Consider the following 22,470-nt stretch of genomic DNA (forward strand, 5'->3'; position numbering starts at 1 on the left):
TAACTCGGAAAAAAGGTGCACCAATAGTAGCAAGGATTTTGGTAATATGTAAGAGGAGGATTTTTTTGTTACAGCTTAATTTACCAAAAATAATTGCTTATCGGGGAGTGCCTTTAGTTACATCTGAAAATACATTATCTTCGCTTCGAGCTGCCAAGCAATTAGGTGCAAAATTAGTGGAATTTGATGTGCGCTTGACGAAAGATAAGCAGGCGATTATTTTGCACGACCCTTGGCTGGTGGACTACAAATGGCTTGGGTTTAGTAACTAAATTAACGAAAGCTAACGAAAGCAGATATTTCTGAGCTCGACGCAGGCAGTTGGTTCAGTAGGGATTTTGTCCATGCGTGTACCCAGCTTTATTGAATATATACAACAAGCAGCGGAATTAAATTTAGAAATTAATATTGAATTAAAAGCAACTGTTTCTGACGCAGAGAAATTAGTAAAACAACTTGCTTTGGGATTAAAAGCCTATACTGGCCGGATTATTTTCTAAAACCTTTAATTTCCAGTTTTTCGTCTGCTTGTTTGTAGGCAATGCGAAAAGAGGGCGATCATTTTTTGCTGGGTTATATTTTTAATACCTGCCCTAGGAAATGGTAAGTATTGTTGGAAATGCATCAATGCGTATTGATTCATCTAAATTATAAGAAATTAAATCCAGAAAGAATCAAAGCTATTAAACAAGCCTCTTACTATTTATTTGTTTATACTGTTAACGATGCAGATGTTGCTCGAAGTTTGTTTACCTAAAGGGTTGGATGCTGTTTTCAGTGATAATTCTTGTTTATTTAGAAGCTAATGAATAATAATCCTGAAGTTTATTTAAAACAGGCATTGGAGCTTGCTGAAATTCGGCGGGGATTTTGTGCACCAAATCCCGCAGTAGGGGCTATTTTAGTCAAAGACAATAAAATTATTTCTACAGGATTTCATAAGCGGAGCGGGCTTCCCCATGCGGAAGTAGAAGCTATTAATTCTGCTGGTGAAAATGCGAAAGGAGCAGATTTGTATGTTACTTTGGAACCCTGCTGCCATTACGGAAAAACACCACCCTGTACTGATTTGATTATCAAAACTGGAATAAAAGCAGTTTATTATAGCTTGGCTGATCCTAATCCGAATGTTTTTAATAAAGGGGCTCAAGTGCTAAAACAAGCAGGAATTGATTGTTTTTTGGTGGAGACACCTGAAATTAAATCCTTTTATGAAAGTTATTCCTATTGGACGGCTAACAAGCGATCTTGGATAACCATCAAATTAGCACTTAGTTTGGACGGTAAAATTGCGGGGATTAAAGGCAAACCTCTCGCTCTGACTGGAGAAGAATTGAAACTTTACACCCATGAATTTCGAAAAAAAAGTGATGCGTTGCTGACGACAATAAATACAATTTTGCAGGACGATCCTCAATTAAATGTACGTCTTGTCAACGAGACAATAAAAAAGCTGGTTTATATTCTCGATTCTGATCTACGCTTACCGTCAAATGCCTGTATCCATCGGACGGCAGAAAAGTTAGTTGTTTTTCATAAAGAACCTGCTAATAAGAAGCGTAAACAAGCCCTTGCTGAAAGAAATATCCGTTGTGTCGGAGTAACTGGAACCAAAGAAGGTTTGGACCTTAATCAAGTTTTAAGTACGATTGGAGCGGATGGAGTTCACGATCTTTGGGTGGAAGCAGGGGGGGGATGCTTTCAATCTTTTTTGCATAAAAGATTAATTCATCGTGCTTTAATTTATGTTGCCCCTAAAGTTATGGGTGATCAAGCTACCTCTGCTTTTCAATTGCCTTTTGATTTTCAAGAGCATCGCATTCAATGGCGTCAGATTGGGCAGGATGTTGTGTGCGATATCAAGTTTTGAATTAAATTTAGAGAGTTTCATTTCAGTCCCTCCCTAAATCCAGTCAGCGTGGTCGTTAGCTGAAGCAATGCTTAGAACGATAGTTGACTTCCTGGTCAGATTTGTTACTGTACTACTAAAAAAGACCTTCAGGGCGGGGTGAAAGTCCCTAATGGCTGTGATTTTTTTTGTAAAATGAGCCCGCAAGCTTCTCTCAGTTTGGGAGGGCAGATAGTGAATTCCAGAGCTGACGGTTAAAGTCTGGATGGAAGAAAGTGGGGAAACTACTAGCTTTATTATTTCCTTTCGATAATTAAGCCCTTTGGTCGTGATTGTAGATTGTAGATACCATTCTGTTTTAATGTAGTGAGTGGAGATTATGTTTACGGGTCTTGTTGACCATTGCGCAGCAATACAGTCTATTGAAATGTTGCCGGAACGGACAGTGGTATATATTGAGACGCAATTTCTGGATTTGCAGCCTGGAGAAAGCATTGCAGTGGATGGCGTTTGCGTGACCGTTGTCGAAGCGAAATTGAACGGTTTCATTTGTGAATTATCTTCCGAAACTTTAGCACGTACCTCAGCACGCTTTTATAAAATAGGCGATCGGGTCAATTTGGAGCGTGCTTTACGATTAATGGACCGAATGGGGGGCCACTTTGTCACAGGTCATGTCGATCAAACCATTATATTAACATCTAAAGAAGAAGAGACTAAATTCGCCCGAATGGTTTTTAATGGTATTTCAGAAGAATCTCAACTTTATATGATAAAAAAAGGCAGTGTAGCAATAAATGGAGTGAGTTTAACAATTAACCATGTAATGAAAGATGTCTTTTTCGTGATGTTAATTCCTCACACGTTAGAGAAAACAAATTTAAAAGATTTGGTAATAGGGCGCGAGGTGAATGTCGAATTTGATTTAATAGCAAAAATTACTGTTCAAACAACACGGGAGATAATATCTAATGAACAAAGCGTTTGATAGTATCGAAACTGCTTTAAAGACTTTGCGTGAAGGCGGAATGATTATTCTGGTTGATGATGAATCTCGAGAAAACGAAGGCGATTTGATTGTCGCTGCCGAACACGTTACGGCTGACCAGATTAATTTTATGGCTCAATATGGAAGAGGTTTAATTTGTTTGGCAATGATGGCTAACGATTTTGAACGTTTAAATATTCCTATGATGGCTGCTCGAAATCGATCATGTTATCAAACTCCTTTTGGGGTATCTATTGAAGGAGCTTATGATGTCACAACAGGAATCTCAGCTCAGGATCGAGCTCGCACAATTCGTATCGCGATTGATGAGAAAAGCGGGCCTGACGATATTGTTATGCCCGGCCATATTTTTCCCTTGAAAGCGAAAGATGCAGGGGTTTTAGCCCGGCCGGGGCATACTGAAGGAAGTGTCGATTTGTGTCGTTTGGCAGGATTGAAGCCAGCCGCTGTTTTATGTGAGGTGTTGAGTGAAGATGGTAGTATGGCGCGTTTGCCCGATTTACAACACCTTGCCGAACGCCATCAGATTCCGCTTGTCAGTATTCATGATTTGATTACTTATCGCATCAATCATGAAATTTTGATTGATGAAATTTCTGCTTCCACGTTGCCACTTAAAAATCAAGGTAAATTTACAATTAAAACTTTTCGTAGTTGGATTGATAATTTAGAACACGTGGCTTTAATTAGTCAGAAAAAGTCAAGTGATAAATCCTGTCTGGTACGTGTTCACTCGGAATGCCTAACAGGCGATGTGTTTGGCTCTTCCCGCTGCGATTGCGGTTGGCAATTGGAAGCCGCGTTAGATGAAATCTCTAATCGTGGAGGAATTTTACTTTATCTACGCCAAGAGGGTCGTGGCATTGGTTTAGGGAATAAAATAAAAGCCTATGCTTTGCAAGAAAAAGGCTTGGATACGGTAGAAGCGAATCATCACCTTGGTTTTGCAGCAGATTTGCGGGATTATGGGTTGGCAGCGCAAATATTGCGGGTTTTGGGAGTGCGAAAAGTTTGTTTATTAACCAATAACCCTAACAAAGTTGCAGGTTTAAGGCGTTATGGAATCGAAGTTTTAGAACGGGTAGCTTTAGAAGCAGTCCCAATAGGCGATAATATTCGTTATTTAAAAGCAAAACGAGAAAAATTGGGTCACTTGTTAAATTTAACAGCGGAGCCGATTAATGACACGTCAACTTAAATTCGCTATTGTGGTTAGTCAATTTAATCAACCAGTGATGGAGAAATTATTAACTGGAGCTCTGGCTCGTTTAGCGGAGTTGGATGTTAAAGAAAATCAGATTAAAACGGTTTGGGTGCCGGGGGCGGTGGAAATTCCATTAATGGCAAAACGAGTAGCAAAAACTAAACGTTATGATGCCATTGTTTGCTTAGGCGCAGTCATCCGAGGAGAGACTAATCATTATGATTACGTCTGTCAGCAAGTAAGCTTGGGATGTCAACAAGTAGCCTTAGAATATGAAATACCCGTTATTTTTGGTGTTTTGACCACGCAAAATAAAGAACAAGCTTTTGCCCGTGCAGGCGGAGAGCGAGGTAATAAAGGGACTGAGGCTGTAAACGCAGCAATGATGATGATTGAAAGTATAAGAGATATTGAAGTTGATGCATAATAGTAAAAATCCCATTTTGCAAGGTATTTCTAATTGGTTTGTTCGTCATTTTTCGGACCCAGAAGCATTGGCCCTGTTTTTCACCTTAGTCTTTGGTTTTTTATTAATTGAATTTTTTGGGAAATTTTTATTGCCAGTAGTGATAAGTGTGGTGCTTGCTTATCTCTTTGCTTCACCGGTGCGGTGGTTGGAACAATGGCGGGTTCCCCACTGGCTTGCGGTTACGCTAGTCTATCTCTTTTTCTTAGGTCTTTTTGTACTTGCTCTTTTTGGTTTGCTGCCATTAATGTGGAAACAGCTTGTTAGCATGGTGCATGAATTTCCTCGGGCTATTACTAAAGGCCAAGCGTGGATGACTGAGTTCATGCACCACTATCCCAAATTGTTTCCGACGGATCCGCTAACCAACTTTGCTGTTTATTTACATCAGCAATCAGCCCGAATTGGACAATTTATTTTATCCTTTTCCCTAGCTTCGATCCCTGGCATTATTGAGATTATTCTTTATTTTTTATTAGTGCCTTTACTCGTATTTTTCTTTTTAAAAGATGGGAAAGCTATTAGTATTTGGCTCAGCTGTTTTTTACCAGAGCGACGTGGACTTATTCGAATTGTCTGGCAGGAAATGAATGAAAAAATCGGTGCTTATGTTCGGGGGCGGGTGGTTGAAGTAATTATTGTTAGCTTTGTTTCGGTTATCGCTTTTGCGTTATTAGGACTGAAATACGCCTTTTTATTAGGGGTGCTATTAGGGTTGTCTGTGATTGTGCCCTATATTGGCGCAGCGATCGTTACTATTCCTATTGGTATTGTGGGTTTAATGCAATGGGGCTTATCCGCGCATTTTGCTTATTTAATGATTGTTTATGCTGTAATTATCACTTTAGATGGAAATTTATTGGTACCACTTTTCTTTTCAGAAGCTATGGATCTACATCCAATTATAATTATTTTATCAGTTCTGGTTTTTGGCGGTATTTGGGGATTCTGGAGTGTATTTTTTGCTATTCCCTTAGCTACGTTGGTGAAAGCAGTATTAAATGCGTGGCCAAAAGCTAAAAAAGTAAATGATCCGAAACAAGGAGAATTACCGATTGTGCTAAAAAGTAGCACAGAAGAGGGATAAAATTCAGCAATTACGGAATACGAAATTATTTTTCGCTTTCTTCCTTGCTACCAAAGTCGCTACCAAAGAGGCTAGCTGCAGACATTACTTTTTCTTGGGTAATTTTAATAACTTTTTGATTGGCGTGGTTTAAAGCGGCTTTGATGAGATCTTCAATAACTTCTTTTGATTCTTTTAGAAGTTCGTTAGAGAGAATGAGGTTGATGACTTCATGTTGAGCTGTAAGGGTTACTTGAACCATGCCAGCACCCGATTCACCGGTAACTTCAATTTTTGATAATTTCTCCTGCGCTTTCTGCATCATCTCCTGAATTTTTTTTGAATTTTTCATCAAATCACCGAGATTAAATTTGCCACCAATCATTGCCACCTCTTCAATTTAATTGTAATTTTCAATAGGTACTCTGGAATGGAACGCGTAACTTAATGTACCACCGTCGAGGTATTCCAATTCACCACCAATTGGCACGCCATGGGCAATGCGCGAACACTTTATTTTAGTCTGATCTATGTGATTTGCAATATAATGTGCTGTTGCTTTTCCTTCCATGGTTGCATTGGTAGCGATAATGAGTTCTGTGATGGTTTCGTTCCGCAAGCGTTCAATGAGAATAGGAATTCCAATTTCGTAAGGCCCTATGCCATCTAAGGGAGAAAGACGTCCTTGAAGCACAAAATAACGACCTGAATAGATCTGAGTTTGCTCGAGGGCAGCTACGTCGGCTGGACTTTCTACCACGCATAAGAGAGTCGGATTACGTTTTGGATTACCACAAATGTCACATACATCTTGTTCAGTGTAAATCCGGCATAATTGACACTCTCCAACTTGGCTAATAGCGGATTGTAGAGATTCGGCTAAAGCCAATCCCTTGGCTCGTCTGGATTTTGCAAGAAGATGAAAAGCCATCCGTTGTGCAGATTTGGGCCCCACGCTGGGTAAGCTTTGAAGCGAAGTTATAAGCTGTTTTATGAGTGGGCTAAACAAAGATCTCTCTCTTAGTTGGTAGAACCGTCCGTAAGGGCTTCTTGTCGACCATCTTCTCCTTCTCTACCTTCTTCTATGGAAATATTGCTAATATGATCAGGTATATGCATATTTTGAAGAGGTTCAATTGTCTTAGATTGGGTGGTTTTTTGAATAGCTTCGCTCAAATTTTTCCAGGCTTCGCGAATATGCCATTTAAATTCCTTAACCCCGCCTTGTAATGCGCGCTCGTCAAATTCAATATCTTCAAAATTATAAGTTGCCGTCATTGTAATCCGAACTGTTTTTTTGTGCGATTCACCGACTAATTTCATATCAGCTAGATTGGAATAGGTAGACTGCATCTGTTGCTGCATGTCCATAATGCTGTTTTTTATGTTTGCCAGTTAGGCGATTATCGGTTTCTGGTAATGTTGCCATTGAAATACCCACTTAATTTGGATAGTTATCATTTTTCGTCCCGCCTTTTATGCTTTTTCTTCATGCGGAATAATGCTTTCCTTTACCACAGTCGCGTTGAAAGTTTGCATTATCCGCTGAACCTGATGATCATTCAAAATTCTTTTTTCCGCTTCCATCTGGCGATTTTGAGCTACTTTTTCAGCGATGGCAGAGGGTGTTTCTCCGGAATTTTCGCTGACATCAATTTTCACACTGATAGATCGATTAAAATATTTGCTTACTGCTTCCGAGATTCTTTGGACCTGTTTTTCTTGCAGCAAGGGTTTTTGTTTGGGATTTAAAGTTAAATGCAAATGCGTTTCAGTTTTTCGGTTGAGACTGCATTGTTGTGCTAAAGCAAGAGCAGCGCCTGTCAAATTTAATTGAGGTAGTAGTTGATACCATTGAATTTCTTCAGATGATGAAGAAGAGTGCGTTGAGCTAGCCGTTTTCTGAGAAGGTTTATTTTTAATTTCTGGCGACGTCGATTCAGGGTAAAAGGCAAGCATTCGTAATAGCGTCATTTCAAATCCCATTTGTGGACTCGGAGAATAGGGTAAATCTCGTTGCCCTAATAGGCCAATTTGATAGAAGAGCTGCACATCTTCGCCGTGAAGGAGGTTCGCTAGCTGGCGCAGTCGTTCATTATCGTTTTCAATTTGGGCGTCAGGAACCGCTTGAATAACTGCAATTTGGTGAAGTAAGCCCAATAATTCGCTAAGAGCATTAGAAAAATCCGCTCCCTGTTGTGACAGTTTGTTGATACAGCTCAGCAGATCATTTCCCTCTTTGTGGGTAAGGGCCTCTAGGATATTAAACAATAAAGTCGGTTCAATGATTCCGAGCATAGTCTTCATATCAGCTGTAAGGACCTTCCCATTCCCGTAAGCTATCCCTTGATCTAAAAGACTCAAAGCGTCGCGAACGCTTCCATTAGCAGCTTGAGCTAATAGATCGAGTGCTGCCTTTTCAAATTCAATATTCTCTTCTTCTAAGATGCTTTCACAATGAGTGGTAATTTGGGCCGGTAAGAGCGGGGTGAGGTGAAACTGCAAGCAGCGGGATAAGATGGTTATGGGTAATTTATGATACTCTGTAGTGGCAAGGATGAATTTAACATGGCTAGGCGGTTCTTCCAGAGTTTTTAACAAGGCGTTAAAACTATGACCCGAAAGCATGTGCACTTCGTCAATTAGATATACTTTAAACCGGCCTTTCATTGGCGTATATTGAATGTTATCCAGCAGCTCCCGCGTATCTTCTACTTTGGTGCGAGAGGCTGCATCTACTTCAAAAAGATCGGGGAATCGACCGGAATCGATTTCTTTACAACTTCCACAGATATTGCAGGGATTAGCGGTAATACCTTTTTCACAATTAAGACATTTAGCGAGCAGTCGCCCTAGAGTCGTTTTACCTACGCCCCGGGTGCCGGTGAATAGATAAGCGTGATGGAGATATTGTTGATTAAGAGCGTTACTTAGGGCCTGAATAACCGGCGCTTGACCGATCACTTCTTGAAAGCATCGAGGACGCCATTTTCGTGCTAAGACTTGATGAACCATCGATCCATTCCTAAAAAAGCAGCCACAAAAGCCACACCCGGCACCCAAATCCACCGGTTACCGTTGCTCCCTTCCGGGCCTGGCGGGGTTTACGGCAATTTGTCGCGAGGAGGGACCTCGGTGGCCACCGAACTTAGCATACGTATCGTATCATATTCCAAACGTCCATCTGTGCGGCAAGATTGGCCGTAGATGGGTTCTCCATCCTTAGTGTACGACTAGCCAGATGTCGGAGAGGGAGGGATTCGAACCCTCGGGTACGGGTTAGCGCACACACGATTTCCAGTCGTGCCTCTTCAACCACTCGAGCACCTCTCCTGTCACGTTCTAGAAATCCTATTCTCAGTTATCCCCACAATAACGCGAAAGTGATCCAGATTAAACTAGAATGCCGATAAGTGCAATAAGTTAGCCCCGTGGACTCATCTAGTTTTCGGTAGTGTGGTACGCGTTCTAGGGGCCCCTTTTTGCGAAGTGGGGTGAGCTGAGAAAGCCTACTTCCGGAAATTCCGCACAATTTGCCCAAAAGGTAGTATAACTATTTGATTTTAAAATAGTATTAAGAAAGGGCTTGCCGAAGGATCTGGAAATATATCTCAGAAAGATTATCAAGACCTGCAATGGCAGTATTCTCATTAACGTGGTGAGCGGTTTTATTGACAGGCCCCTAGTTCAACGACTTCACAACCAGCAGCAGCCAGAAATTGGCCATCGGAAGTTCCACCATATGTATTGGATTCAGTCTCACGCTGGCAAATTTCTTTAATGGTTTCACGGGTGATCTCTGCTAATTTGCCATTCCCGCTAAAAAAAGGTTGGCTGGAGAGGTTCCACTGGATCTCATATTTAAGCTGTTGTTGGTCGAGAATCGTTTCGAATTTTTTTTGAAGTATTTCTGGAGAATGGATAGGGGAGAAACGAAAATTAAATTTGGCTTTTAATTTTGCTGGAATGATATTAGCGCCCCCCCCATCTGCTTCAATATGATAAAACTGCAACGAAGTAGGGGTAAAATAATCATTTCCTTGATCCCAAGTCGTTTTTGCTAAAACATCAAATGCTTGAAAACAGCGATGAATGGGATTATCAGCTAAATTTGGGTAGGCGATATGGCCTTGCTTGCCGAAAATAGTGAGGTAACCGTGAAGTGATCCCCGCCGGCCGATTTTAATGGCATCGCCCAAGGCTTTATTGCTGCTGGCTTCACCCACGATACAATAATCCATTTTTATATTCTTTTTTTGTAAATGTTCCACTATCTTGCGCGTTCCATTTTTTGCTGGGCCTTCTTCATCACTGGTAATGATGAATCCGATTGTACCGTTATGATCGGGGTATTGCTTAACAAATTTTTGGGCGGCAACGACCATAGCGGCTAACCCGCTTTTCATGTCAGCAGCTCCTCGGCCATAAAGATATCCGTTTTTTTCTGTAGGAACGAAGGGGGGAGACATCCATTGTGTTTCATCTCCGGGCGGGACAACATCAGTGTGGCCTGCAAAAATAATGAGCGGTGAGCTTTTACCGTGCCAAGCCCATAGATTGCTGACTTCTGCAAAGGGTAAACGTTCGTATTGAAATCCTGTGGAGGTTAAGTGCTCAATTAAAATGTCTTGGCAACCAGCGTCATGGGGAGTGATAGAAGGACGTTCGATGAGTTGTTTTAAAAGTTTTAGTGTGTCGCTCATATTAATTTTCGCGTAAAAGTTCATTTAGGGAAATTTTGTTTCGAGTTTTTTCATCCACCTGTTTAATGATGATGGCGCTGTATCGGTTGTAATTTCCTTCTGGAGAAGGAAGGCTCCCCGATATAACTACAGAACCGGAAGGAATTCGTCCGTAAGTAATTTGTTTAGTGAGTCGATTATAAATAGGAGTACTTTGGCCGATGAACATACCCATGGAAATAACGGCACCTTTTTCAATAATAACCCCCTCTACAATTTCAGAGCGCGCACCAATGAAACAGTCATCTTCAATAATAGTAGGATGTGCCTGTAAAGGTTCAAGAACGCCACCGATGCCAGCACCGCCAGAAAGGTGAACATTTTTTCCAATTTGCGCGCAAGAACCCACGGTGGCCCAGGTGTCAATCAAGCTTCCTGAATCGACATAGGCACCAATATTGATATAACTTGGCATAAGTACTGTATTCCGGGCTAAATAAGCGCCTTTCCGTACAATTGCATGGGGAACAATGCGGATCCCTTGTCCGCTGAATTCCGCTTGGTGATCATTCTTTAAAGGGATTTTGTCATAGAAAGAAGCGTAACCTCCTTTAAAGGTTTTGAGAGGCTCGATTTTAAAATAAAGTAAAATGGCCATTTTAACCCATTCATTGGTCCTCCATTGCTCATTACGTTTTTCAGCAATACGAATTTCTCCCCGATCCAGCAGTTCAATAGTTTGATGTACAGTTTCACGAATTTTGTTCGGAGTAGTAGTGTTGCTGGTGAATTCGTCTTTGTTGTGATAAGCCTCTTTGATAAGGCGCTGGAGGTCACTCATTAGGTATCCCTTTGGTTTTCAGTTGCTGTATAATAACAGATATTCCTTATAGGAAAGAAGTCTTGCGTTCGATGGATTGTCTATGCAAGGTTTTCTGCCATAAGGTCTTTTTTAGCAAGGAATCTCTGTTGACGCATTTTAACATCGACAGTATCATGTTTTTCTTTCTTAAGACCGCGGGGTATAGCGCAGTCTGGTAGCGCGCCTGCTTTGGGAGCAGGATGTCGGGGGTTCAAATCCCTCTACCCCGATTCAGATCGTAGTGATTTTTTTTGTTTGAGTTTGATTTCTAACTTAAACTTGATCCTCGAGTGTAGTTACATGATTATAACTAACGGTATGCGCCCGTAGCTCACTCGGATAGAGCATCGGCCTTCTAAGCCGAGGGTAGCAGGTTCGAATCCTGCCGGGCGCGTTTCAGAGGACTGAAGGCAGAAGTAGTACTAGTACTCCGGGTACAAAAATAATTAATTGTGGTACGAAGTAAATGACTTAATGGTGGGCGTAGCTCAGTTGGTAGAGCCCCGGATTGTGATTCCGGTTGTGTCGTGGGTTCGAGTCCCATCGTCCACCCCATTTCTGATCGTATTACTTGGCCTAAGCTCCTGCTGGAGGCACACACTTGGAAAAGCAAATCATACCTGTTTTATTAGCTGGGGGTATTGGGAGCCGATTGTGGCCTGTCTCTCGGGAAAGCTATCCAAAACAATTTTGTAAGTTATTTGATGATCTATCCTTGCTGCAAAAAACGGCGGAAAGAGCCCGATATGTTTCTGGCATTTCGGATTTAATCGTAGTTACAAACGAAAATTATTATTTTTTATGTCGGGATCAATTGGAGGCTATTGGTTTTACGAATGTTCATTACATTTTAGAGCCTTATCCAAAAAATACAGCTCCAGCCCTTGCTTTAGCTGCTCAATATGCCTGCAAGTATATAGACCCTAATACTACCTTACTCGTATTACCTTCCGATCATTACTTAAGTGATCACGTTGCTTTTAAAAGCACAGTAGAAACAGCGCTTCACTTAGCTAAAAAAAATCATCTTGTTATATTTGGTGTTAAACCCCATTCGCCTAAAACCTGTTATGGATATATCGAAAAAGGAGACCCGTTCGCAACCGGATTTCGGGTGAGTCGCTTTATTGAAAAGCCCTCATTTCAAAAATCAAAAAAATTCATTTCCCAAGGAGGATTTTATTGGAATAGCGGCATGTTTTTATTTAAAGCTCAAACGTACTTAACTGAATTAGAAAATTTAGCCAATGATATTTTTATTGAAACTCAAAAGGCTTTTCGAGTTGCAAAGAAACAATCTGAATTTTTTCGAGTGAGTAAAAATTTTAATTCCTGTCGAGAAGGCTCTATTGATTATGAGCTTATGGAGAAAACCAATAAGGCAGTTATGTTGCCGCTTTGCACTCAATGGAATGATCTTGGCTGTTGGTCATCGGTGGGGGAAACAGGAAAGCCTGATGCTGAGGGTAATGTCCAATATGGCAATGTGCTGATGAGCAAATGCCAGAATTGTTTAGTTAGTTCTGAAGGCAGGCGAGTAGTTGTCATTGGTGTGAAGGATCAAGTGATTGTAAGTACTCCCGATGCTATTTTGGTGATTGATAAAGATCATGCCCAAGAAGTAAAAGCTGCTGTAGAACAGATGAAGTTGCAACAAGATTCTGTTGCTACTGAGCATAGGCGAATTTATCGTCCGTGGGGGTATTACGAAAAATTAGCTTCGGGCGTGGGATATCAGGTAAAATATTTAGTGGTTAATCCTCGCGCAGCACTTTCCTTGCAGTTACATCATTGTCGTTCCGAGCATTGGGTTGTGGTCAGCGGCGAAGCCGAAGTTGTTAATGGTGAAGATCACTTTCGTTTATTTCCTAATCAATCTACTTATATCGAAAAAGAAACCAAACATCGATTCAGCAATCTCAGTGACCAACCCTTATTAATGATTGAGGTGCAAAGTGGCGATTATTTAGGAGAAGACGATATTGTGCGGTTTGAGGATGTTTATGGGCGGATGAATAATGTATTAATCTGATAATACTGATTATCTCTTTAAAACTTACTTGACTATTTTTCAAGAAATACACCTTAATCCAAAACGAACCGCGTTTTTATGAATTTTTTTAGATTATTATAACGATCGGGAAAAATTCGCTTAATTACCCTTAATAACTTAGAAACAAATTGATATTGGACCATTTTTAAAATTTGTCTTTTTATTATTAATTTTAAAATTTTTATTTTTCCATTGTTTTGTTTATCGATTGGATAGCTGAGTAGAGAGATTTCTTTAATGATTCCTGGGATATATATTTTTTTTCTAAAAAATTTTTTGTTTATTCTGGGATAGAGATCTGTAATATGAGCATAAATTGTTTCTGGTTTAGAGATTCTTCTCGCAGGAACATTTGTGTTGAACATAGTTGAAAGCGCAAGGAAATAATTTGTTAGATTATTATAAGTGCCAAGATTTATTTCCCCAATTGGGGATTTTTTAATGAATCTTATTGATTTATTTTTCTTGGTAGAGAGAATATTCACATGGGGTCTAATAAGCTCTTCTAAATTTGGTTGAAAATGTGATGTTTGCTCACGGAGGCAAAGAATTTTGAAGCCGCGATAATTTTGAAGCGACTTTGCATATTCCATGAAAATAGTCAGGGAGTGGTTAGAAAGAATTGCTGAGAAATCAATAACTAATCCATCAAAGAAATTAAGGCTCTCTGGTTCTTGAATAATGGATTGAGCTATGAATTGACTCGAAAGAAAATAAACATTGTGTTTTATAAATTTAGTATAATTTTTTATGTTTTCAAGGCCCTTTAAATTGGGGTAATAGAAAATTAATATATTTAATTTTTTGTCTTCAATCGTTTTAGGATTGATTTTTATCTCTTTCAGGCCCTGTACAATTGCATTAACACACAGCTTAAATCGTTTATCATAGGATGTTCTTTTTGCAGTTGAAAGTCGTTTTTCAAGTAGGTCCTTGTCAAAACGCTCTTTACTAGCTTGACGAATTGCCTTCTCAAAGTCGTCTACATTGGATGCAAAATGAATAACTTTTTCTTTGTCTTCTTTTATTAAATTATCAATCGGTGTGCTTACCACTGGTAAGCCACTAGCTAAATATTCGTATGTTTTTAGAGGGAAAGATACTTTGATAAAGTTTTTTTGCACGAATGGAATAATCCCCACTGTTGATCGATAAGCTATTTCTCTAAGTTGTTCGAGCTGCATTAATCCTAAATATTTTACATTTTCATGAGCCATGAGATTTTTCCAACCTTGATCATTTTCAAAAACGACTTTTCCACAAAATACAAATTTCCAATCCTTCATTCTCTTTACGAGTTGATTGAGTAAATTGTAATCAAGTTTGTTAAAAATATTACCCTGATAGAAAGCTATATTTTCTTGTGTTGGAATATTTTTTCGGGCAAATAAGGAATAAAATTGATAATCACAACCATTGTTTATAACAATAGAGGAACCTGTATAGTTACCGTTAGTATGGTAGCTTTCTTGAATACCTTGTGATACACAGATTAATAAATCGGTTGCTTTTAATGCTAGTTGGTCGAGATTATATAAGGATGTTTCCTTCTGAAAAGTTATGGGACCATCATAGGAATAAAAAGCTTCAGTAGCGTGATAGACTACAAAAGGAAAATAAGTTGAATGGATAAATTCCCAAAAATTGCAATTATAAATCCAGGCGAGAGGCCAATTTATATTTTTTTCTTTTAATGCTTTGGTAAGTAATTGATTTTGGATCGAACCATATTCGTTATATATATGCAATAAGGTGACATTAGATAGTTCAGTTTTTTCAAACTTATAAGCCGGTTTATCAAGATCAGCTTGAATAAAGATTACAGGGGCTATGGTCGATAAGCGCTTTGAATAATGATAACGATTACTTCGCATTTCCGTATGCCAATTAGACCAGGTGAACATAATGATGCTGTCTATTTTACTTTTCAGTGCTTCTAAGGCTTGATTAATTGTCATTCTATTCCTTTCTCTGATTAGTCTATATCATATTCAAGACATATTGTTTCCATTTTGAAGTAATAATTTCTCTCCATTCTCGACTGCCTGGGGATGATATATTTATTTGGAATGTTTTCTTTAGCCAATCGACTTCCGGAGCAGGAAAACCTAATTTATCTACTCGCAGTCTAACATCCTCTGGGACTATGCCTTTTATAGCTTCGCGTAAAACAGCTTTAGTGTAGCCTTTATTTATTCTAAGCGATACAGGAAGGGATAAACAAAATTCAACGATGTCTTTGGAAATAAAAGGAACGCGAGATTCTATAGAAAATGCCATGGAATTCCTATCCTCATAGCGGAGCAGTTGTGGTAAGTTTGAATCACAAACCAAATCTTTGAGTTGTTCCTCAAAATCCCCTTGGGGCTGGTTAAGTTGAAATAATCTGCATTCATACTCATCAACAAATTCGCTTTTAGAATTTATAGATAAATTTGGATTTAATAAATTATTGCATTTAGTCTTTAGATAATATTTAACAAAATTAGAGAATGATTTTTTCTCAAGAGAGATATTCATTCTCTTTTTTGCTGCTCGCAATTCTTGGCGGTAAAGAATATAATTTCCTTTATTCAGTAAAGAATTTAGATAAATAGGTAGACAGCCTAGATAACCTGCAAGCATTTCATCTGGTCCTTGACCATCCAAAATTACTTTTATTTGGGAAGTGGAAATTTGTTTAAAAATTGTATATTGAGCAAAAATGCTGATACTTCCAAAAGGCTCATCTTGAATAGAAATTAACTTAGATAATTCATTTTGAAAAGATTCATAGGTGGGCTCGACATATATTGCTATAGCTCCAGATAATTCAACAACTCTTTTTGCCCAATGAGACTCATTAAGGTGGGTATGATTCGGATAATAGATAGTAAAAGTTTGAAGGGGTTTCCCTTTTTGCAATCTGCTAACAACAGAGACAATTGTTGAAGAATCGATACCGCCACTCAGACAAGAACCTATCTGAACGTCACTTCGCATATGAAGTTTAATACTTTGAATAATAAGATGACGCAAATTTAATGCTGCATCGCCTAAGGAGATTTTTTTGATGGTTTTAGAGGGAGCCGTCCAATAGCGAATAAAATTTAATTTTCGAAGCGGTTTATTTAGATCGATAATACTGTAATGTGCATGGGGAAATCGTTTAATGTATTTAAAAAACGTCCAATCTTTTCTTTCTAAAAAGGCATTTTCAATAAAAAGTTGGACGGATACATCATCAATTTCATTAAATCTTGAATGAGCGACTCTTAAAGCTTTGGGTTCGGAGGCAAAAAATAAATTATCTTGAACAATTCCGTAATAAAGTGGCTTTATAGCAAATCGATCTCTCGATAAAATAATTTTTTTTTCGATCAAATCATATAGTGCTAAGGACCACATTCCAATAAATAAAGAAAAAGCATTGTGTCCCCAATGACGAAAGCATTCGAGAATAACTTCAGTGTCGGAATTAGAATTAAAAATACTTTTTCTTTTTTCACATTTTTTACGAAGTTCTATATAGTTATAAATCTCACCATTATAAGTCAATACATAACGACCATCATAACTGAGCATAGGTTGTGCAGCATGATTCGTCAAATCGATGATTGAAAGTCGTCTATGACCCAAAAACACACGACGGTCGGATGAATACCAAGTTCCTTCACCATCTGGTCCTCTATGGAGCAAAGCATTCTTCATTTTCTCGATTAAGAGATCCGAATTAAGTGAGACGTTGTTAAGAGATATGATCCCTACGATACCGCACATAATTTATGTTTGTCTAAATTTGAAGCTTTTTCAAAGTATAATGTATGTTTTTTCTATTATCTAGAACTTTTTAAAAAATAACTTAGAAAAGAAACATATTTCTCTTAAATTGAAGTGAATTCTTTTTTTCTGACGAACAAAATTTAACCATTTAACTTAGTAGGTTGCACGAGTCTATTTGACTTTTTTTAGAGTGATGTATTTTATTTTTCATAGAGAAGATTGAGGTTTTAAGGTTAAATTTAACAATATTAAGCGAATATCTAAGGTATGGGACAATTACTATAGGGATAAATATAATTTTGGACTTTTTAGAAAATTGCTTATCTATGTAACCGTACAATGAGATAAATTTCTGTTCATTACATCTAGGGGTTTGGTTTTTAAGTACTTTGTCACATTGCATTTGAGCGATACCTATGCGAATTCCTCCATTTAAAACGAGACCATTTAAAATAAGAAAGTAAGTTCCTGGGCTTAATTGAAAAGTCGGTGATATAAGTTGATAACCCATTGCCGTACTGCTAGTTTTTATTAAAAAAGAGTGATTAAAATTTTTTATTAATATCGCGCTTTTAGCTTTTAAACTAGCGATTGAGTGCAGAATATTCAGACTTCCACCCTTCTGCGGGAGGTTGTTTCAGCATTGTTTGGGACGCATAATTCAAAGGGGATATGTAATAAGCGTAAGGACCGTATTGATCCAATTCCTTAGATTGGATACTTAGAGAAGTTGTTTGTGGGGTTGCCCAATAGTTTCTATTATCAGTAGAATTAAGAAAAGATTGATAATTTTCAAAGTAATAGAGAAGATCTGATGGTTTATATCTGTCAGTGTTTAGACTTCCAATGACGGTATGAAAAAACGTGTCGATATCATTTCTTGAATAGAAATTTATCATTTCAGCGGATGGAATTTTATGCCCTGAGGCAACTTGATTAAAAGTAGCTTTTGCTATGAGGCCGATAGTAGGATCAAGAAGTAAAGGGATTCCTGTATATTTAGTAAAAATTTGCACATGATTTTCGATGATTCCGCTGTTCCAACCGACAAATATTATTTTTATTGGAGCAATCGGATGCAGCAATCGATATAATTCGTAGGTTACCCTGAAATAATCTGAGCAAACTAAAGATGAGCATGCTAAGTCTGTCTGGAGAGAATGGGAAGAAGGTGGGGGTGATCAGACGCCATAAGGCTTTAATTTATAAGCCACGAGAGTTGCAAAAACTATTTTGCGACCCATATCATTTAACTGAGAAAATAGTTTTCCTAACGCTGTAGTAAAGGTGGTTTCATATTTCTTATAGTTAGGTGTATATAGTATTTGGGTTTTTCTGAATTATGTTCAATATTGCTTTGGATAGAAATGGTGTTTTTTCTGGCAATCCAACGGATTTAATTGTTATTGACAGAGCGCTGATCATTAAAACAATTTTTAAGAATAACAAAAATTTTCGCTTTCGAAATAAATTTACCTTAACATTTAAACATAGAAAATCCTTTAAAGAATTTATAAATAGCCACCATTTTAATAGCCACCATTTTGCAATTTTATTTTAATTGTGACAGATATTGCTTAGTTTTTAATTACTTTCTTTTTCTTTAGGGGATTATTTTATTATTTTAATCTTATATTGTGTCAGTATTATCCTTTTAAGGCAATTTTTATCGTGGAATCGATTCGCAATGAGAAGGCTTTGATATTTGAAGCTTTCTTGCCGTCTAGAAACTAGATAGAGTGAACAATGGAAACTTTTCTTTAGCTATTTAAATTACAAGGGAGTTTATTAGATGTTATTCCAAGCAAAAAATTAAATAGAAAAAGTCCTAAGTTTTGGAAAGAAGATGGAACAATTCTAATACCAAATATTGGACTGAGCACAATGTAACTTTTCATAGGCTGTTTAATTCGATAGAGGAATCATTGGTCTATTTCCATTGGCGTAATGATCAATATTAGAATTATATAGAATTGATGCCTTTAAAAGGCTACGACAATAAAGTCATTTTAGACTTTAGTTATAGAACTCATCACCATTTAATTGGTTTTTGGCCATTATTTCAAACCTAAAAAGCTAATAAGTGCTGATGTTTCATCCTCTTCTCTTGAAGAAGCAAGAGGTGTCGGTTAGAAATACATAAAATAGAAACGGAATTAGTCCGATTAGATGAGAACTCTTCAAAGTTACTATTTGAGGCCGATTCAATTGATCATATCCATAGTTCCGGTGTTATTCCACCATATACAAAATCCAGAAAAAGTTCTAAATGAATTCAAAAGAATTTTAAAACTGGGCGGATCCACACGTGTAATGGTTTATAATTATAACAGCTTATGGGTACATCTTCATTAAGAGGATTTTTGAAGGTGTCAATATACTAATATGGATTTAATTGAAGCATTTAGTGAGACAACAGATGGTAGTAGATTGTCCTCGCTCAGTTTATTATTTTTCTGAAGAATTAATTGCTTTAAATAAAATAATTGGATTAAAGTGTAGTTATCTTGGCGCTGCAATCTCAATATTTGAGATGTCTTTATTATCAAAACGCTTTGATGTGATAAGATAATGAATTTAGCTCTACCGAGTGAGCATCGTAATTTTCTTTTGTCATTGACTTTTGATGAAAAGGATATGTGAAATATCGTGATGAATATGGATGGATCGATCGCTGTAAAAGTTCAGCGATTTTCATTTCCAAATTCAATTTTTAATATTCGATTTATTTGAGATACTATTAAGGGACCAAATTTTGTACGTATTGATAAGGGAAATTTATGCCAGATTAGTTTGGCATAATTAATAAATTTAGATTCCTTCTTTATAATTATTGAGTCTTTAAGCTTTTTAAGCGAAAGTTTAAAAGATGAATGGCGATATTCTTTATAATGAAATGACGCAGCACATCTATTATAAACTTTTCCCAATTTCATGAGTTCTAGTAAAGAAATCTTATTGTCTTTGATGATTAAATCTGCAGAAGGAAGTAAGCGTTTCTCCATATTATTCCAAAAATTGTTTGGATATTGGAAATCCGTTAAGGGATTAGATTGTCTATAAATATCATAAATTAAAGGTATTTTAAGTAGATTTTTTAGCATTATTCCAGCAGGGAGAGTATTAAAATCACAAGCAATAATTGCTGATACATTCTGAAAACGGCAACCTAAGGAGAATAAAGTAGAATTGACATACACAAAATTATTGACAAATAGATGGAAATCGTTTAACTTATCAATAGTTTTTAAAAATTGAGATGTTAAATTTTCTTCCGCATTCGCGATTAGAGTAAGCCTGGCGAGTTCCAGCTGCGCTGGGCAATATACTTTTTCGTTTATTTCTAACCAAGTTTGTGTATCATAGTTGTGGGGTGCAGTAACTCGAAGAGTTCCATCCTGCATTTGTTTAGCGTCTATGTCATTACTGAGATTATTGATAGCAAGAAGATGTATAGCTCCAAAATTAGCAAGCTTTTTCTTTATTTTGCAGAAATGGCTCTTGATTGAAAAAGCATCAGCATCCAGAAACAAGAAATGCTTAGAACGCTTTGTTGATCTAATGTTTATAGTATATTTTAGCTTTTTGTTTTCTGCTATTTTATCTATTGCTGTATCAAAGTGTTTGGCGAAATTTTCTATCCAATAATCGTGTTTTAGAATAATATCTTGATAGGCTTGTTCTACGATAGCTGTTCTGTTTTCTTCGGAAGAAAAAAAATTACAAACTTCATCAAAATTAGAATAATCTTTTTTTAGAGGTACATAATGGACCCAAGGCTTTAGAATATTTGAGTACTCTCCTTCATATAAGATTTGGAGAGTTTTTGTGGCAACAGCTTCAAAGTGTCTGGGTGATATCTGGTTGTAATCTATTTTCTCACCAATTGATTCAAGTAATTCAAGAATGCGTTCGGCAACTTCTGGATCGTTTTCATTTTCCAACTGATAAGTGGATTTAAGTTCTAAAAATCGCTTTTCTAAAGAACCATCCAAATCAAAAATATTTGCTCCAGACTCAACGCCTAATACGGCTTTACAATTTCCTAAAAAATTATACCACTCATCTCCCTTTTTGCGGTCTTCCCATCGACTGGATATATCGACGACTAATCCTTTTTGTTTAGCGAGGACTCGTACATCGTAACCGATTTTACGCTTCTCGTAAGCTAATTGGCCAAAAATCAAGGGTTGAATTGATCCGCGATAGCCGATGTCAATTTTGCGACCCTCTAGAGGGTAACTAAATTGACGCATTTTTTGGGTGACGTAACCTGTTAACATTTGATAAAACTTAATATTACCTACTATTTCTTCAGGATAGACTTTGTGCCTTTCCGATTCTTTTAAGCAGGTGAATATTAAATCGAATTTATTATGCCCAATATATTCTGCTACTTGACGTGTATTAAATTGTTCGTCTTGCTTAAATAAAATTTTTAAGCCCTGATAATCTCGAAAATGAATGTTGAGATTGCTATCGAGGTAGCGAAGATTTTCTAGATTATAGGATATTGTATTATGAATGACTATTCCTTTATAATGGGTAATATCTATTTCTGCAGGAATTTTGTAATAAGGTCCTTGATGTTTAAAAAAATTCAATACATGAATATTAAATTTAGAAAACCTTTTTAGGTTTATATTTTCAGGAATTGTGGCAATCCCTTGTGGGTCGAGATAACAAAGTAACAGAAGCGAATGCTTTGTTCTATTCATGTCTTTTCCCTCACAATCTTATGATTATGAGCATACTGTAGCTAATTTAGAAGTGCTTATTATAGAGTCTTCCATTATTTTGACTCCTCCAAAACTACGCATATTTCCATGTTCTAACCACAATACCTTGTTGCAATATGTTTTTATAATTTCATTTGAATGCGAGGCCATGACCACGATATTTGATTTTTCGACAAAACTATCCATCCGTTTTTTTGCTTTGGATTGAAAGGCGGTATCACCAGCGCCAAAAATTTCATCAATTAAAAGAATATCGGGATCCACTATGGTAGAAAGAGCAAATGCCAATCTAACAGCCATACCAGTAGAATATTTTTTAATTGGCATGGCGAGATACTCACCCATTTCAGTAAACTCTTCAATATCTGGAATTAAAGACTTTATTTCTTTTTTAGAAAGACCTAATAACATTCCACGAATTTTTATATTTTCATAACCATTCAATTCAGGTTGCATTCCAATATTTATATCAAGTAAGGACGCGACTTTACCATCGATTTCTACTCTCCCGAATTTAGGAGCAAATACTCCAGCCAAAACTCTGAGTAAAGTGCTTTTACCAGAACCATTATGACCTATTAACCCCAAACGGTCACCGTGTTTTAAAGAAAAAGAAATATCGTTTAGGGCTTTTACAGCTACGGAACTGCCATTTATTAGTTTTAATTTTCCTCCTGTAGCAGCGTTTAAGATACTCTTTTTAAGAGAACGTTGATTTACCCTGTATAAAGGGTATTCAAGGTGAAGATTTTCTATGTGTATGGATGACATTTTATTA

Annotated in this window: 18 protein-coding genes, 4 tRNA genes, 1 other RNA gene, 2 pseudogenes and 1 riboswitch; of the genes and pseudogenes, 12 read left to right on the top strand and 13 right to left on the bottom strand. The window is 37.4% G+C overall.

Annotated features, from left to right (window positions below; translation table 11 throughout):
- The first annotated feature begins 65 nt into the window (after positions 1-65).
- From CleRt_RS11580 to CleRt_RS03070, 7 genes are all read left to right on the top strand, one after another.
- A complete protein-coding gene (locus tag CleRt_RS11580; RefSeq protein WP_235379165.1) occupies positions 66-272 on the top strand; it encodes a glycerophosphodiester phosphodiesterase in 207 nt (68 codons plus the stop codon).
- 72 nt (positions 273-344) lie between these two features.
- Positions 345-500, top strand: a complete 156-nt coding sequence (locus tag CleRt_RS11585) for a hypothetical protein (RefSeq protein ID WP_235379166.1) — start codon at positions 345-347, stop codon at positions 498-500.
- Positions 501-805: 305 nt separating this feature from the next.
- Positions 806-1,870 (top strand): bifunctional diaminohydroxyphosphoribosylaminopyrimidine deaminase/5-amino-6-(5-phosphoribosylamino)uracil reductase RibD, encoded by a 1,065-nt coding sequence (gene ribD / locus CleRt_RS03050; protein ID WP_048875044.1) that lies wholly within the window; start codon positions 806-808, stop codon positions 1,868-1,870.
- 120 nt (positions 1,871-1,990) lie between these two features.
- Positions 1,991-2,130, top strand: a riboswitch (FMN riboswitch).
- Positions 2,131-2,228: 98 nt separating this feature from the next.
- On the top strand, positions 2,229-2,837 hold the full coding sequence (locus CleRt_RS03055) for a riboflavin synthase (protein ID WP_048875045.1): 609 nt from the start codon (positions 2,229-2,231) through the stop codon (positions 2,835-2,837).
- Positions 2,821-4,056, top strand: coding sequence for a 3,4-dihydroxy-2-butanone-4-phosphate synthase (gene ribB / locus CleRt_RS03060; protein WP_048875046.1), 1,236 nt, complete (start codon positions 2,821-2,823; stop codon positions 4,054-4,056). Before CleRt_RS03055 ends, ribB begins: the two co-directional genes overlap by 17 nt.
- Positions 4,040-4,489, top strand: coding sequence for a 6,7-dimethyl-8-ribityllumazine synthase (gene ribH / locus CleRt_RS03065; RefSeq protein ID WP_048875047.1), 450 nt, complete (start codon positions 4,040-4,042; stop codon positions 4,487-4,489). The genes ribB and ribH overlap by 17 nt, the downstream gene beginning before the upstream one ends.
- The gene (locus CleRt_RS03070; RefSeq protein WP_082160409.1) at positions 4,482-5,615 is read left to right on the top strand and encodes an AI-2E family transporter; all 1,134 of its coding nucleotides are present in this window, start codon (positions 4,482-4,484) and stop codon (positions 5,613-5,615) included. Before ribH ends, CleRt_RS03070 begins: the two co-directional genes overlap by 8 nt.
- Positions 5,616-5,640: 25 nt before the next feature.
- On the opposite strand, the gene CleRt_RS03075 is transcribed toward CleRt_RS03070, so the two are convergent.
- The 8 genes and pseudogenes from CleRt_RS03075 to dapD all read right to left on the bottom strand — a co-directional run bounded on the left by CleRt_RS03075 (position 5,641) and on the right by dapD (position 11,117).
- A complete protein-coding gene (locus CleRt_RS03075) occupies positions 5,641-5,979 on the bottom strand; it encodes a YbaB/EbfC family nucleoid-associated protein (RefSeq protein ID WP_048875048.1) in 339 nt (112 codons plus the stop codon).
- 15 nt (positions 5,980-5,994) lie between these two features.
- Positions 5,995-6,603, bottom strand: a complete 609-nt coding sequence (recR, locus tag CleRt_RS03080; protein WP_048875049.1) for a recombination mediator RecR — start codon at positions 6,601-6,603, stop codon at positions 5,995-5,997.
- Positions 6,604-6,614: 11 nt separating this feature from the next.
- A pseudogene (locus CleRt_RS03085) lies at positions 6,615-7,023 on the bottom strand (YbaB/EbfC family nucleoid-associated protein).
- 47 nt (positions 7,024-7,070) lie between these two features.
- Positions 7,071-8,609, bottom strand: a complete 1,539-nt coding sequence (dnaX, locus tag CleRt_RS03090; protein WP_048875050.1) for a DNA polymerase III subunit gamma/tau — start codon at positions 8,607-8,609, stop codon at positions 7,071-7,073.
- A gap of 24 nt (positions 8,610-8,633) precedes the next feature.
- Positions 8,634-8,728, bottom strand: an RNA gene (gene ffs / locus CleRt_RS08895) — signal recognition particle sRNA small type.
- Between the two features lie 111 nt (positions 8,729-8,839).
- A tRNA-Ser gene (locus CleRt_RS03100) sits at positions 8,840-8,927 on the bottom strand.
- A gap of 241 nt (positions 8,928-9,168) precedes the next feature.
- Positions 9,169-10,297, bottom strand: a pseudogene (gene dapE / locus CleRt_RS03105) (succinyl-diaminopimelate desuccinylase).
- Between the two features lies 1 nt (position 10,298).
- Positions 10,299-11,117, bottom strand: coding sequence for a 2,3,4,5-tetrahydropyridine-2,6-dicarboxylate N-succinyltransferase (gene dapD / locus CleRt_RS03110; RefSeq protein WP_048875052.1), 819 nt, complete (start codon positions 11,115-11,117; stop codon positions 10,299-10,301).
- 177 nt (positions 11,118-11,294) lie between these two features.
- Here dapD and CleRt_RS03115 point away from each other — a divergent pair.
- The 4 genes from CleRt_RS03115 to CleRt_RS03130 all read left to right on the top strand — a co-directional run bounded on the left by CleRt_RS03115 (position 11,295) and on the right by CleRt_RS03130 (position 13,170).
- Positions 11,295-11,368: transfer RNA gene (locus CleRt_RS03115), tRNA-Pro, on the top strand.
- 90 nt (positions 11,369-11,458) lie between these two features.
- Positions 11,459-11,532: transfer RNA gene (locus CleRt_RS03120), tRNA-Arg, on the top strand.
- A gap of 83 nt (positions 11,533-11,615) precedes the next feature.
- A tRNA-His gene (locus tag CleRt_RS03125) sits at positions 11,616-11,693 on the top strand.
- A gap of 46 nt (positions 11,694-11,739) precedes the next feature.
- Positions 11,740-13,170 (top strand): mannose-1-phosphate guanylyltransferase/mannose-6-phosphate isomerase, encoded by a 1,431-nt coding sequence (locus CleRt_RS03130; RefSeq protein WP_048875053.1) that lies wholly within the window; start codon positions 11,740-11,742, stop codon positions 13,168-13,170.
- A 53-nt stretch (positions 13,171-13,223) separates the two neighbouring features.
- Here CleRt_RS03130 and CleRt_RS03135 read toward each other — a convergent pair whose 3' ends face one another.
- From CleRt_RS03135 to CleRt_RS03150, 3 genes are all read right to left on the bottom strand, one after another.
- Complete coding sequence (locus tag CleRt_RS03135; RefSeq protein ID WP_048875054.1) at positions 13,224-15,149, bottom strand: glycosyltransferase; 1,926 nt, start codon at positions 15,147-15,149, stop codon at positions 13,224-13,226.
- Between the two features lie 22 nt (positions 15,150-15,171).
- On the bottom strand, positions 15,172-16,950 hold the full coding sequence (gene asnB / locus CleRt_RS03140; protein ID WP_082160410.1) for an asparagine synthase (glutamine-hydrolyzing): 1,779 nt from the start codon (positions 16,948-16,950) through the stop codon (positions 15,172-15,174).
- Between the two features lie 587 nt (positions 16,951-17,537).
- Positions 17,538-17,969 (bottom strand): hypothetical protein, encoded by a 432-nt coding sequence (locus tag CleRt_RS03150; RefSeq protein WP_162198811.1) that lies wholly within the window; start codon positions 17,967-17,969, stop codon positions 17,538-17,540.
- Positions 17,970-19,122: 1,153 nt separating this feature from the next.
- Here CleRt_RS03150 and CleRt_RS13980 point away from each other — a divergent pair.
- Positions 19,123-19,308: a methyltransferase domain-containing protein gene (locus tag CleRt_RS13980; protein WP_371440248.1), complete on the top strand. Its 186-nt coding sequence runs from the start codon at positions 19,123-19,125 to the stop codon at positions 19,306-19,308.
- Between the two features lie 329 nt (positions 19,309-19,637).
- Here CleRt_RS13980 and CleRt_RS03160 read toward each other — a convergent pair whose 3' ends face one another.
- Together CleRt_RS03160 and CleRt_RS03165 are read right to left on the bottom strand one after the other, a co-directional pair.
- Positions 19,638-21,671 (bottom strand): hypothetical protein, encoded by a 2,034-nt coding sequence (locus tag CleRt_RS03160; protein ID WP_048875059.1) that lies wholly within the window; start codon positions 21,669-21,671, stop codon positions 19,638-19,640.
- A 24-nt stretch (positions 21,672-21,695) separates the two neighbouring features.
- A complete protein-coding gene (locus CleRt_RS03165; protein ID WP_048875060.1) occupies positions 21,696-22,463 on the bottom strand; it encodes an ABC transporter ATP-binding protein in 768 nt (255 codons plus the stop codon).
- Between the last annotated feature and the right edge of the window lie 7 nt (positions 22,464-22,470).

The organism is Candidatus Coxiella mudrowiae, from assembly GCA_001077715.1.
Lineage (GTDB): Bacteria > Pseudomonadota > Gammaproteobacteria > Coxiellales > Coxiellaceae > Coxiella > Coxiella mudrowiae.